The organism is Aliinostoc maniaoense (assembly GCF_058172895.1).
Genome location: NZ_CP187952.1, coordinates 4,429,108 through 4,441,842 on the forward strand (window position 1 = coordinate 4,429,108; position 12,735 = coordinate 4,441,842).

The window sequence follows — 12,735 nt, forward strand, 5'->3', positions numbered from 1 at the left end:
TGTCTAGATAGTTGTTATCTTTCTTAATACAGAGACTTGGTAGCAAATCCCAACTAGACCTATTTTATAGGACTGGTGTTACCAAAATTAACTTTACGCGTTGCCTTTTAGGAGTCTATTATGAACCAACCAATTAAACTTTCCTTGGAACAGCAATTCAGCATCCGCTCATTTGCCACTCAAGTACAGAACATGAGCCATGACCAAGCTAAAGACTTTTTAGTCAAGCTCTATGAGCAGATGGTCGTGCGTGAAGCAACTTACCAAGAGTTGCTTAAGCATCAGTGGGGCTTAGATTCTGGTTCCACTTTGGCATAGAGTAAGTTGTATGTCGCAGTGGGCGACCTCCTTCTCTTGCTCACTTCCACGGAGGAAAGGAGCTGGGGATGCTGGGGCGTCAACTTAAATCGCAACTCAACTTATTTCTAAAATACTTACCACGAACAACCGATAATACTTTGTCTTCCTTCTAAGCCCCGTGCTTTTGTAAGTTAGGTTTGGTTGATTTGTCAACCCCTTAGCTAGTAATTTTGTGAATTTACTTATAAGCCAATAGGAAACTTGACATTGCTGACCGAAACACACATTACTAGTGTAACAAGCAAGAAGAGTTATTTCGTTATATTTGACTAAGCACTTGCTTATTTAGGCAGCACTGTTGACTATTATATTTATTCTGAATACTACTTACAACTAGATAATATATATTGTTTATAAAAGTTTACAATGTTTGAAATAGGTTAGAGATAACTTGTACAAATGTTTTGGCTAGCCAGAGATATCAAAGGCGGAATCAGTATCAATTGCATCTAGCTTGGCCAAAATTTGGGGTTTAATTTTTTCATACTCTTGTTTGAGCAAGTTTTTGCTAATTTGGGGATCAGCCGCAGATACAAAGGTTTTGGCAGCTAGCATCCATTGTTGTAGTCGTTGACATTGAGCCGAGGCAATACTAGTAACTAGGACATGAGAGCAGGTATGGGGTGATTCCCGCGCAAACAAGAGTAAATGATAGTAACCTGTTTTCAACATTAATTTAGCCATCTCTTGACCGAGACTGGTTTTAAGGTCAAGGTAGTAAGGCAACCACTTAGCTCCATATTTGCGATTGTAGAGAACAGTAATCCACAACATCATGGGGTGGGGAGCAGTGATAAACAAAAATTGATTGTAACGGCTACATATCAGACGTTGAATAATTTCTCGTTGTGGTAGCATTACCCATAATGCTGGTATCATCTCACCATTAACTGGGATGGGCTGAGGAAAAACAATATCAGCAATTGGTTTATTTTTTGGCCAAGCAGCTGAGAAAGTAATTTCATGCTTTCCTGAATTTAACTGTAATGGCACATTACCATTTGTCTTTTGTTCAGAGTCGGGTGAAAGAGTGACACTATCAGTAGATGGATGATGTTCCTCTGGACTTGACTGTTGATGATGTTGCTGTTCAATAGATTCTAAAGTTTGTAGGATGTCACTAATACTTTGGGGGCGATCCTTGACTTTTTTAGCTAAACAACTCATCACTAGACTTGCCACCTCTGGAGGAATCACCAAGCTAGGAGCGACTTCAGTAAAACTACGCGGTGCTTGATTGTGATGGGTTTTATACCATGCACCAAAAGAGTGACTTGAGGCGACGAGGGGCATTTTACCCGTTAACATTTCAAACATCATCACACCCAAACTATAAATATCAGAGCGATTATCTAATTCTTTGCCTTCCATTTGTTCGGGAGAAGAATAGGCTAGTGTTCCCAAATAGTATTTTGTCTGATCACCGTTAGCCTGTAGTAATTTAGCAATACCAAAATCCAAAATCTTGAGCAATTCGCCAAAACTGGGATCTTGAATCACTAGCATATTGCTAGGTTTAATATCCCGATGAATAATTGGGTAAACTGAGCCATCAACTGGAATACCATCATGAGCGCATTTTAAACCCAGGCAAATTTGCCGTGCCATACTCAAAAATCGGGGTAACGATAGATTTTGCTGTCGAATTATCTGGTTAAGCCCTTGCCCTTGTAGATATTCCATGACATAGTAAGGAGTCTTATTTTCATCTACGCCATAGTCCATCACCCGAACAATATGAATACTTTTTTGCCCTAGTAAAGCACAAGTTTTCGCTTCTCTTTCAAATCTATCTTGCAGTCGCATCTTTTCATTATGTATTGAGAGAGCAAGAAACTTCACAGCAACAGGTACACCTCCCAATAAGACATCTTTAGCGCGATATACTTTACCCATTGCGCCAGTACCAATTAATGCTTGCAATTGGTAGCGTTTACTGAGAAAACGGCCAATGTTGGGGTCTGACATAGAAACTTCGACTCCAATGTTTAACAACTGTGAATTACACTTAACTCTCCGGTAGGTTTTATAGCAGTTGATAGAATTGAACGCCTTTTTTTTGTCAGGGTTTTATCCGCTATAACTCTTGGAATAGAAAAGTGCAATGAAATAAGGAGGTAGATGTATCCTGATGCTGTGGACTTGGGTTTTGATTTAGTGTTAGTTTGCCCAGTTTTTCTCACCTAGATAACTTAAGCCCAGAAAACTTACATATTATGAAGAAAGCAAACTATGTTAAATCATGTTAAAAGACTAGAATTGAGTTCGTAGTCAGGACTTTAGTCCTGATTTTGTTCCCTGCGGGACGCTATGCGAACGTAGAGAGAACTAAAGTTCTCACTACAAACCTTTTAACTGAATCTGTTAATTCTTCGGTGGCTGGAGGTTTAATTTGGCTTCCATTGTACTGATGAGAGAGTGAGCAGCCATGATACCGCTACTGAGGTAATATGTATCGTCTGCAATTCGGTGCATAGTTTCAAAGCCAGTACGACGCTGCCGATCGCTAATTACCCAATAACGTTGTATGATTGCTTCTAAACCAATCCAACCTTCACCTTCAACCTGACCTAGTAGACTATGGTGGAGTAAAAAAGTATATTGACGTTCACCTTCGTGCAAACGCCCTTTGTATTGTAAACAGATATCAGGGCGATCGCTATCAACAAAGATGAGTTTTGTGGCCATGGTGAACCAGTTATCTCGATTCCAAGCTATCAAGCTCATGCCCTTAAAACTGATTGGCATTCCATTCCGTTCTAACCAACTGCCTTGAATTACCCACCGTCCTGGCTCTAATAAAAAAGTGTGTGCCACTTTGTATATTTCCTCATCTTAATTAATATAGCCGTAGCCAGGTAATACCAATTCTCCAAAATAAACCTACACATAGACGGCAGGGGGCAGGGGGCAGGGGAAGAATGATCTGTAGCCGGGATTTAGAGAAATGGTATAAAACGCTGCTCATCAGGGATTTGCAACTGACGAAATAGCTATCACCCTGTAGGCAAGGGGGTAGGAAGCAAGGCAGATACACAAAAGATCAAGTTACAATTTTTGTCCAGCAAAAATAGAACGTACTTCACCATTACGGCGGACTATAGCTTCACCGTTATTAACATCTACTAATGTCCAACCGCTAGAGCCTATACTTTCGCCAATGTGAACACGACGACTAACACCGTTGACTTGAAACAGTGCTACAGATTTATTACCCAACTCTAGCAGTCCTTCTAAAGTATGGGTGGGAGCAGGGGGGGTAACAGAGAGGGATGATACTGATACAGCTTCGCCGTTGGTAGATGGCCTGGGTAAACTTGCACCAAAGGGAACAACTGGCAAGTTAGGTAAAGAATTGGGTGACTGTTGAACTTTGATAGGGGCATTTCGCACAGCCACTGGTTTGATGTCTGAACGCACAGATGCAGCTAACATATTGACTGTGCTGGGTTTAGCGGCTGGTGGCACTTGATCTAAAGTATTTTTAACTACATTTGGTTGGCTGGCAACTGGTGGTAAGGTTGCAGGAAGACTGGGAATGACTGGGAGTGCAGAGCGCATGGGTGAAGGTGGTTGGAACGGGATATAGATGCGCTCGACAACATTGGTGATGTTGCTAGATGCTGGTGGTGTGTTGTTGGCGGTTAGGGGTGATGGTAGATTACCGATAGGCTGATTGTTAGATAAAGCTACAGATGTCGGCTGAGAAATTACTCGATTAGCTATTGGGGAACGGGCTGTACGTTGGGTTATGCTATCGTTTTTATCAATGATGGCTAATGCTCCCATCATGTAATTAACTAACTCAGTCTGTACATCTGGTTTTGCTGGTAATTGTGTTTGAGCTACATAAACAGTTGGTTGGGTGGGTTGAGAAGTCAGAAGCACTAACACCCCAGATTGGACTATATATAATACACCTGCGATCGCTACTCCGATAGTTGTACCTGTAATCAGGAGTTTACCCAAGGTTTGTTTAGCTGTTTGAGTAACTTGACTGATGGGTTTAATCTGGGGTTGATCGATAACAACGGAACTCACTTGCTTGTTGCTAATGGCTGCAACAGTCTGTAAAGGACGTTTGGCTGTATTGGGTAAAACAATTTGCGGGATTTCTACGGTTTGCACATGGTCATATTCTAAGGTTCTGGGCTGAGAGTTATATGACCAGTCCCGCCCAGATGCAGCTACTTGACGTAGTGGTTGCCGATAATCAAAATTGACATCAAGTATTTCGTCAATACTGGCAAATAGTTCATCCATTAAGCCATCAGCATAAAATTCTATTGACCAAGGCTCGTTAACAATCAGGTCTTCTGATGGTTCGGGGATAATCAGATTGGTGCTAGCTTCTCTTAACATAAGCAAATTTTGGGTGGTAGTTGCCAGGATGGGGCAACACCGCCCCTTTTACCTGGGTATCAGGATTTTTATTCAGTTATCAGTTATCAGTTATCGGTTTTCCAAACATTTGTTAGTGGCGGGTATAAATCCCGCAGGATTTGCTTGACACTGGTAACTGTTTACTGTTTACTGATTTACCAATTGGTGGATGTATGAAATTCAACTCCAGATTGGGGATCGTTGATGATCCCAAGGCTGGATTGTTGTCATCTATCATACCCATCCCACTATCTACTATACTCACCCTTCATAAAAATCAAGTTAAGATAAAGCTGCAAAACCTGATGTTGGTTGGGATTGACGCAATTCTAAAAAAATTAGTAAGGCGTTGACATCAGCCGGATTCACCCCACCAATGCGGGCTGCTTGACCGATGGTGAGGGGTTTGACTTGAGAGAGTTTTTCCCTTGCTTCCTTAGAAAGAGTGTCAATTTTTGTGTAGTCTAAATCCGGTGGTAATGGGCGGTTGGCTTGACGGGCAATCTGTTCGATTTGGCTTTGCTGTCTAGCCAAATAACCAGAATATTTAATGTCAATTTCTGCCCCTTCTGTTTCTGCTTGGGTAAGTTCAGGGTTGCCGAGTCCGTATTTATGCAGGTCTAGATAATGAAATCCGGGACGACGCAACAAGTCGGCTAGGGTAATCGAACCTTTGATGGCTTGTTGGGTATCAGAGGCGATCGCTTTTCCTATTTCATCATGTTCTTTGACTCTGGTGGCGTAGAGGCGTTCTTTTTCTGCTGTAATTTGTGCCTGTTTGTTAGAGAATAATTGCCAACGGCGATCGTCAATTAAGCCTATTTCCCGTCCTAGAGGTGTTAAGCGTTGGTCAGCATTATCAGAACGCAGCAACAAACGATACTCAGAACGGCTAGTTAACATCCGGTAAGGTTCGCGTAAATCCTTGGTACACAGGTCATCTAACAATGTACCGATGTAACTTTGCTCACGGGGGAAAATAATCATTTCTTGACCACGCACAAACCGCGCCGCATTAATTCCTGCCACTAGTCCTTGGGCGGCGGCTTCTTCATAGCCTGTTGTGCCGTTAATCTGTCCCGCACAGAATAACCCCGCAATTTTTTTCGTCATCATCGTTGGGTAGCACTGGGTAGCAGGCAAATAATCATATTCCACCGCATAGGCTGGCCGTAGCATGACGCAGTTTTCTAACCCAGGGAGACTACGTAACATTTGCAGTTGCAAATTTTCTGGCAACCCTGTGGAAAACCCCTGGATGTAGAGTTCGGGGATATCTCGTCCTTCCGGTTCAATAAAGATTTGATGGCTTTCTTTATCGGCAAAGCGCACAATCTTATCTTCAATACTGGGACAGTAACGCGGCCCTTTAGCTTCCACCCAACCACCGTAAACGGGGGATAAATGCAAGTTTTCCCGAATTAACCGATGGGTTTCGGCAGTAGTACGGGTCATATAACAAGGCATTTGTTCCCGTTCCACCCATGCTTGGGGGTCAAAACTAAACCACCGCACTTCCGCATCCCCTGGCTGGAGTTGCATTTTGCTATAGTCTACTGACCGCTTGTCTACCCGTGCAGGTGTACCAGTCTTGAGTCTACCGGTTTCAAAGCCGAGACGATTCAAAGTTTGGGTTAAACCTTCCGCCGCAAATTCTCCGGCGCGTCCCGCCGCCATTGACTTGTTCCCTACCCAAATCTTGCCACCAAGGAATGTACCGGTAGTTAAAATGACGGCTTTACATTCAAAAGCAACGCCAAAGTAAGTTTCTACGCCAATTACCTCATCATTCGCACCCAAAACCAAGTCTGTCACCATCCCTTCCCGGATGCTCAAGTTATCTTGGTTTTCCACAATATTTTTCATGACTGCGGCATATTCCCGCTTGTCAGTTTGGGCGCGCAATGCCCAGACAGCAGGCCCCCGTGAAGAGTTGAGGATGCGCTTTTGTAGGTAAGTACGGTCTGCCATTTTACCAATTTCCCCACCTAAAGCATCTACTTCATGGGTTAATTGGGATTTAGCAGGGCCACCCACAGCCGGGTTACAGGGTTGCCAAGCGATTTTATCTAAATTGAGTGTCAACAGCAGGGTACGACAACCGAGGCGGGCAGTAGCAAGAGCTGCTTCGCAACCGGAGTGACCTGCACCGACAACGATGACATCAAAAGCGTCTTTGGCAACGGAATTGTGCATGGTCATACGTACAGGATTAGCAAATTGAGAATTACTACTAATGTTAACTTAATTCAGTGATTGTATTGATGTATGTGTTTGTATTTCAATCGTTATGTAAATTAGTAATTAAAAAACACCAACCATATATACTTTAATAATCACACAATATAGTTAAAACTTACAAGCTAACTTATTGCCATGAGATTAATTATAAGAAAAAGAATTTATATTTTTATATTAATATTGATAATTTGTGCAGTGGTAGTTATTATCAGGATGAATTATCCTCAAACCAATGTACAAACATCAAATGCGTGTAATACAGTAGATTCTGTATCCTGTGTTCCTGTGGAGTCAACACCAATATTACCCACACCCAATTCTAGCATTCCGCAGACAGATCAAGAGCGTTTTTTAAGTGCGATCGCCAATAATTTATCTACCATTCCCCAGCCGGGTACTTATGAATATATTTTGCTCAAAGCCTACGGAGCAGCTTTCATTACTCACAACAAAACAGCTAAATTACCGCCAACAGTGCTGCTAAATAATGAGGAGGAAACCCAAGCATTTCAAGATTCTTTAACAATGGTGAAAATCGAAGGTACAAATGATTGTTATTTACAAGCTGTAGCTGGTGCTGCTTTAAATCAAGCCCGACTGCAAGAAAATATTCCTTTAAAATCAGGCTATGGTTCTGGTGATTGTACTCGCACTTATGCGACTAATTTAAGATTTTGGTATAAGTATGCTAATCAAAATACCTTAGAACAAGTCAGAGAAGGAAAAGAAACAGCAATTCTGAGTGTAGTTGCACCCCCAGGCACATCACAACATCTTTGGGGTTTAGCTATTGATTTGCGAATATCTAATGAAAAACAAAGGCAGACTCTTAATGAATATGGCTGGTTTCAAACTGTAGTGAATGATGTACCACACTGGACTTATTTAGGTTTAATTGAGTCAGATTTACCTAATTTTGGCTTAATAAATAAAGTGGAAAAGGGAATTAGCTATTGGGTAACACCGCTTTAACAGTTATCAGTTATCAGTTATCAGTTAAAATGATGTGTTTATCGTTGGCTTTAACAGTTATCAGTTTTTTTTGATAACTGTTCACCCAACACCCAGCACTGATTTTAACTCATCTAAAGACACTATGATTAAGTTCGTAGTAAGGACTTTAGTCCTTTCTTGAGAACTAAAGTTCTCACTACAAACCTTTATTTATGCCGAATATATTAATCTATGGGTAATTCAATTATAAACTCTAGACCTGTCCCTGGTTGGGAATGACATGATATTTTACCGTGATGATTAACGGTGACAATTTGATAAGCTATCGATAGACCTAAACCAGTACCTTTACCGATGGGTTTAGTAGTGTAAAAAGTATTAAATATTTGATTTTGGCTTTCTTCACTAATACCTGCACCATTGTCAGCAATTTTGCAAATAACTTGCTCTCCCATTAGCTCAGTTGTAATGCGGATAACCCCAGGATTTTTAGCAATTTCGTAATAATTTTGATTTTTTTGTGTTTCTTCAATAGCATCAATGGCATTGGCGATTAAATTCATAAATACCTGGCTAATTTCACCGGGATAGCATTCAATCAAGGGTAAATTACCATAGTTTTTCACAATTTCAATGGCAGGACGAACAGAATTTGCTTTGAGTCGATGTCCAAGAATTAGTAGTGTATTTTCTATAGCTTCGTGGAGGTTAGCTAGTTTTTTGCCTGGTTCTTTGTGTCGAGAAAATTTGTTTAATGAGGAGACAATTTCTTGAACGCGCTCTGTACCGACTTGCATTGATTTAATTACATTAGATAAATCATCTAATAAATACGTTAAATCAGTTTGATTAATTGCATTTTGAATTTCAGCAGGTGGATTGGGAAAATGCTTTTGATACAGAGAAAGTAAATCCACTACTTCTTTTACATACTGTTGCACAAAATTTAAGTTACCCGCAATAAAGTTGATGGGGTTATTCACTTCATGAGCAATTCCGGCTGCCATTTGACCTAAACTCGCAATTTTTTCGGTTTGAATTAGTTGAGTTTGAGTTTTTTGGAGTTCAGCATTTTTGGCGATTAAACTTGCTGTTAAATGACGCAATTTTAGCTGGTGTTCTATTCTCACCAATACTTCTTCGTGCTGAAAAGGTTTGGTAATATAATCTACTGCTCCTAGTTGAAATCCTTTGACTTTATCGGCGGTTTCTGACAGTGCAGTCATGAACACTACGGGAATATCACAAAAACGCTGGTCACTTTTAAGACGTTGACAAGTTTCAAAACCGTCCATACCCGGCATCATTATATCTAGCAAAATCAAATCGGGTAATAAATCATTTTCTAATCTTTGTAAGGCTTTTTCACCACTGCGCGCCGCCCAAACTTCAAAACTAGAGTTATCTAGAAAACTCGATAAAACTTGTAAATTGTTGGGATTATCATCAACAACTAAAATTATGCCTTTGATTGGTGCGCGATCGCTAAAATAATTCTGGTTGGGTACAGTCGCTCTCATGCCATTTCTACCTCATATTGTGTCAAAAAATCAAGGATTGCATCCTCGTCAAATTGTCTGGCTAATTGTCTGATATGATGAGCGAAAGTACCAAAGTTTGTATCTTCTGCCTCTAATTGATCTGCACACTTGATAATGGCGTTAAAGTTCCCCTTTTTCGCTAATGTCATCAGTTCTTGTAATACTTCTGATGGGGGAGTAATTAATTGTGCTGATGGACTATTGTTTTTAGTTACTACATCTGAGATTGCTTGATTTTCAGACTCAGAAGGTTCATAAATCCAGACTAAATTTAAATGACGTTCTAATTGACGCAATAATTCATCTGCTTGTATGGGTTTGCTGAGGAAGTCATCACCACCGACTGCCAAGCTGCGATGTTGGTCAGATTCAAAGACACTAGCGGAAGAAACAATAATTTTGATATTCTCAAACTGGGGTATCTTTCGCAGATTTTTAATTAACGTAAACCCATTCATTTCTGGCATGAGTAAATCTGTGATAATTAGGTCTGGTGGCATAGCGATCGCTTGTTCTAAACCATCTTGACCATTGACAGCTGCCATGATTTCAAAACCCAATGGTTGCAATAAATCATTCAATACTGTACGATTTTCCCAGCGATCGTCTACTATCAGAATTGTGCGGGGATTTCCCTCAAAACCAATGATTTTTCTGGCTGAGGTAGTCATCATTGACTGTAACCATTCATTGGTAGCCACCATCTCCAATTCAAACCAAAAAGTGCTACCTTTTCCTACCTGACTTGTAACATTGATATCACTCCCCATCATCTGCACTAACTGACGAGTAATAGCTAAACCCAGCCCAGTCCCTTCCGTCTGACGATTTTTTTCACCTACCTGTTCAAAAGGTAAGAAAATTTTGCTTAATTCTGCGTCAGTGATGCCAATACCTGTATCTTGTATAGAGTAACGAATACGGTGTTTAACTTGTTTTTGACTAGATAATTTCTCAATTGTCTCAACTTTCAGCTTAACTTGACCATGATCAGTAAATTTAATCGCATTACCTAGTAAATTTAACAGCACTTGACGTAACCTTTTGGCATCAATATGCAACCCTGTAGGTAAATCTCTGGCAGGTTCATAGACAAACAAAATATCTTTTTGTGCAGCACGAATTTGGCAAATTTCGGCAATACCTTGCATAAAAGACGGAAAATGCACATCTTCATCATGCAGTTCTAGTTTCTTGGCTTCTATTTTGGCAAGATCCAAGATGTCATTAATTAAGGTCAAAAGGTGTGAACCACATTGTTCAATAATATTGATATGATGTTGTTCTTGCTCAGGTAACTTTGAGGAGCGTTGCAAGATTTGCGCGCAACCCAAAATGCCATTTAAAGGCGTTCTCAGTTCATGACTCATGTTAGCTAAAAATTCGCTTTTAGCATGGTTAGCTAAATCAGCCGCCTCTTTAGACTTTTTCAGTTGTGCCTGTTCAAAAGCTTGTACTCGCCACAAAACAGTAATCATCGTGATAGTTAATCCCCCAACAATCAACGCAATTAAATCTAGAAATTGCAGCCGAGACTCAATATTTTCGCGGGGAATCACCAAAGCCACAGACCAATTAGCAGCCTTTAATGGTATATAAGCAATATATTTTTGTTTACCGTCAATTGTCATTAACTCAATTCCCTGCTGTTTGTTAACCATGTGCTGGGCGATCGCTTGTAAACTATGGTCATTAATTTTCAGCAGACTGGGGGCAGGTTTTTCGATAGTTGACATTAAAGTCGAGTCAGGATGAACAATCGCCTCCCCTTGGGAATTGAGAGCAAAAGCGTAGCTATTTTTACCGTAGGTGAGAGAATTGATCACCTTTGTAATATGATCAACTTTGACGCTACCGTGAAACACTCCTATTGGTGAGTTAGAAGTTGATAAAATCGGAGTAGCGATCGCAATCAAAGGTATTCCTGTAGAACGGCTAATAAAAGGATCAGAAATACTACTTTTTCCTGCTATTCCTTTTTGAAAGTATTCTCTATCCTTCACATTTTTGTTTGAGCGTCCTGACTTTGTAGTGTAGTAAGAACCATCCGCAATCGACATTTGGAATAAGAAAAATTCTTTGATTCTCTCAACTTCAGTCTTTAAATAAGGTTCTGCTACAGCCCAATTTAAGGAGCGTACAGTTGAAGTATTGGCTAAAGTTTTTACCTCGACTTTGCGAACACTTAACCACGCCTCTATTTCATCAACTCCTGTTTGTACTTCCAGAAAAGCATTTCGTCGTATATCTGCTAGTGCCATATTACGGGCAGCTAAATAGCTACAATAAGCAGAAATACTGACAATCAGAGTTGTACCGCCAAGAATAAATCGAATGAGAAAATTCCGTGATGAGTGCTGCCTAGGATGAGATTTTAGTGAAATTGAGTCATTGCTTGCCAAAGGTTTCATACCTGTGAAAATCAGCATAAGTAGAAAGCTATACTTAGATTTCCCAATTAGCCTTTGATAATCACAGGGGGCAGGAGGGAGGAGGCAGGGGGCAGGGGAGGAAAACTTATGACTTAGCATTCAGCACCCACCAAAGCTTGCGGTGCGTTACGGCTTACGCCTAACACACCCTACTGGACTTAGCACTCAGCTGCTTGGATAATTACTACAATAAAATCATCACTTACCCAACTCTGGAGTTTTGACAGTGGGCTTATTTGACGATTTTAGTCGGTTTCTGGAAAACCGTTTAGAGGAGTTCTTGCGTAATAATCCGCATTTGGAATTAGAGGCGTTGTTAGAACAACTGCGACAGCAAGAGGAAGATACATTAAAATTAATTGCAGATTTACAATTACAAGAAAAGCGATCGCAAGAAGATATTCTCTCGACTGCCCAAGAAATTCAACGTTGGCATATCCGCGTACAGAAAGCCAAAAACGCTGGTAGACAAGATTTAGCGGCGGCGGCGCAAGACAGAGAAGCAGCTTTACTGCGTGAAGGAAATCAGCTTTGGGGACATATGCAAGGTGTGAAAGAACGCATCGCCCAATCTCAAGAACTTTTACATAAAATCCAAGTAAGGCGACAGGAAGTCAAAACCAAAGCCGCAGAAGCACAAAGTGAACGCGTTAAAGCCCAAACTCAACAACGTATAGAAACTAACGGTTGGTGGAATACCGCTAGCACCTCTAGCAGTGGATTTGATGATTTAGAGGAACAGTTTCGACGTTTGGAAACTCAAGACGAGTTAGAACAAATGAAACGGAATATGGGAAAATAATCGGCATCTCCATCAATTTTCT

Annotated in this window: 9 protein-coding genes; 3 read left to right on the forward strand and 6 right to left on the reverse strand. The window is 40.7% G+C overall.

Features of this window, described 5'->3' with window-relative positions; all coding sequences use genetic code 11:
- Window positions 1-120 precede the first annotated feature (120 nt).
- Window positions 121-318 (forward strand): NblA/ycf18 family protein, encoded by a 198-nt coding sequence (locus ACPZ3T_RS19130; RefSeq protein ID WP_490271044.1) that lies wholly within the window; start codon window positions 121-123, stop codon window positions 316-318.
- A 450-nt stretch (window positions 319-768) separates the two neighbouring features.
- Here ACPZ3T_RS19130 and ACPZ3T_RS19135 read toward each other — a convergent pair whose 3' ends face one another.
- From ACPZ3T_RS19135 to mnmG, 4 genes are all read right to left on the reverse strand, one after another.
- Complete coding sequence (locus ACPZ3T_RS19135) at window positions 769-2,328, reverse strand: serine/threonine-protein kinase (protein ID WP_490271045.1); 1,560 nt, start codon at window positions 2,326-2,328, stop codon at window positions 769-771.
- 396 nt (window positions 2,329-2,724) lie between these two features.
- Window positions 2,725-3,177 (reverse strand): hypothetical protein, encoded by a 453-nt coding sequence (locus tag ACPZ3T_RS19140; RefSeq protein WP_490271046.1) that lies wholly within the window; start codon window positions 3,175-3,177, stop codon window positions 2,725-2,727.
- A 231-nt stretch (window positions 3,178-3,408) separates the two neighbouring features.
- Window positions 3,409-4,722, reverse strand: a complete 1,314-nt coding sequence (locus tag ACPZ3T_RS19145) for a hypothetical protein (protein WP_490271047.1) — start codon at window positions 4,720-4,722, stop codon at window positions 3,409-3,411.
- Window positions 4,723-5,025: 303 nt separating this feature from the next.
- A complete protein-coding gene (mnmG, locus tag ACPZ3T_RS19150; RefSeq protein WP_490271048.1) occupies window positions 5,026-6,945 on the reverse strand; it encodes a tRNA uridine-5-carboxymethylaminomethyl(34) synthesis enzyme MnmG in 1,920 nt (639 codons plus the stop codon).
- 174 nt (window positions 6,946-7,119) lie between these two features.
- Here mnmG and ACPZ3T_RS19155 point away from each other — a divergent pair, with 174 nt between their 5' ends.
- Window positions 7,120-7,956, forward strand: coding sequence for a D-alanyl-D-alanine carboxypeptidase family protein (locus ACPZ3T_RS19155; RefSeq protein WP_490271049.1), 837 nt, complete (start codon window positions 7,120-7,122; stop codon window positions 7,954-7,956).
- Between the two features lie 206 nt (window positions 7,957-8,162).
- Here ACPZ3T_RS19155 and ACPZ3T_RS19160 read toward each other — a convergent pair whose 3' ends face one another.
- Window positions 8,163-9,458 carry a hybrid sensor histidine kinase/response regulator gene (locus ACPZ3T_RS19160; protein ID WP_490271050.1) on the reverse strand — a complete coding sequence of 432 codons (1,296 nt, stop codon included), beginning with the start codon at window positions 9,456-9,458 and terminating at the stop codon, window positions 8,163-8,165.
- Window positions 9,455-11,890 (reverse strand): hybrid sensor histidine kinase/response regulator, encoded by a 2,436-nt coding sequence (locus ACPZ3T_RS19165; protein WP_490277281.1) that lies wholly within the window; start codon window positions 11,888-11,890, stop codon window positions 9,455-9,457. The genes ACPZ3T_RS19160 and ACPZ3T_RS19165 overlap by 4 nt, the downstream gene beginning before the upstream one ends.
- Before the next feature lie 247 nt (window positions 11,891-12,137).
- Here ACPZ3T_RS19165 and ACPZ3T_RS19170 point away from each other — a divergent pair, with 247 nt between their 5' ends.
- The gene (locus ACPZ3T_RS19170) at window positions 12,138-12,713 is read left to right on the forward strand and encodes a TIGR04376 family protein (RefSeq protein WP_490271051.1); all 576 of its coding nucleotides are present in this window, start codon (window positions 12,138-12,140) and stop codon (window positions 12,711-12,713) included.
- The last annotated feature ends 22 nt before the right edge of the window (window positions 12,714-12,735 follow it).

Excerpts from the sequence above, each read along its gene's own strand:
- ACPZ3T_RS19130 (WP_490271044.1), top strand. The coding sequence starts at position 121 with ATGAACCAACCAATTAAACTTTCCTTGGAACAGCAATTCAGCATCCGC.
- ACPZ3T_RS19135 (WP_490271045.1), bottom strand. The coding sequence starts at position 2,328 with ATGTCAGACCCCAACATTGGCCGTTTTCTCAGTAAACGCTACCAATTG.
- ACPZ3T_RS19145 (WP_490271047.1), bottom strand. The coding sequence starts at position 4,722 with ATGTTAAGAGAAGCTAGCACCAATCTGATTATCCCCGAACCATCAGAA.
- mnmG (WP_490271048.1), bottom strand. The coding sequence starts at position 6,945 with ATGACCATGCACAATTCCGTTGCCAAAGACGCTTTTGATGTCATCGTT.
- ACPZ3T_RS19155 (WP_490271049.1), top strand. The coding sequence starts at position 7,120 with ATGAGATTAATTATAAGAAAAAGAATTTATATTTTTATATTAATATTG.
- ACPZ3T_RS19160 (WP_490271050.1), bottom strand. The coding sequence starts at position 9,458 with ATGAGAGCGACTGTACCCAACCAGAATTATTTTAGCGATCGCGCACCA.
- ACPZ3T_RS19165 (WP_490277281.1), bottom strand. The coding sequence starts at position 11,890 with ATGAAACCTTTGGCAAGCAATGACTCAATTTCACTAAAATCTCATCCT.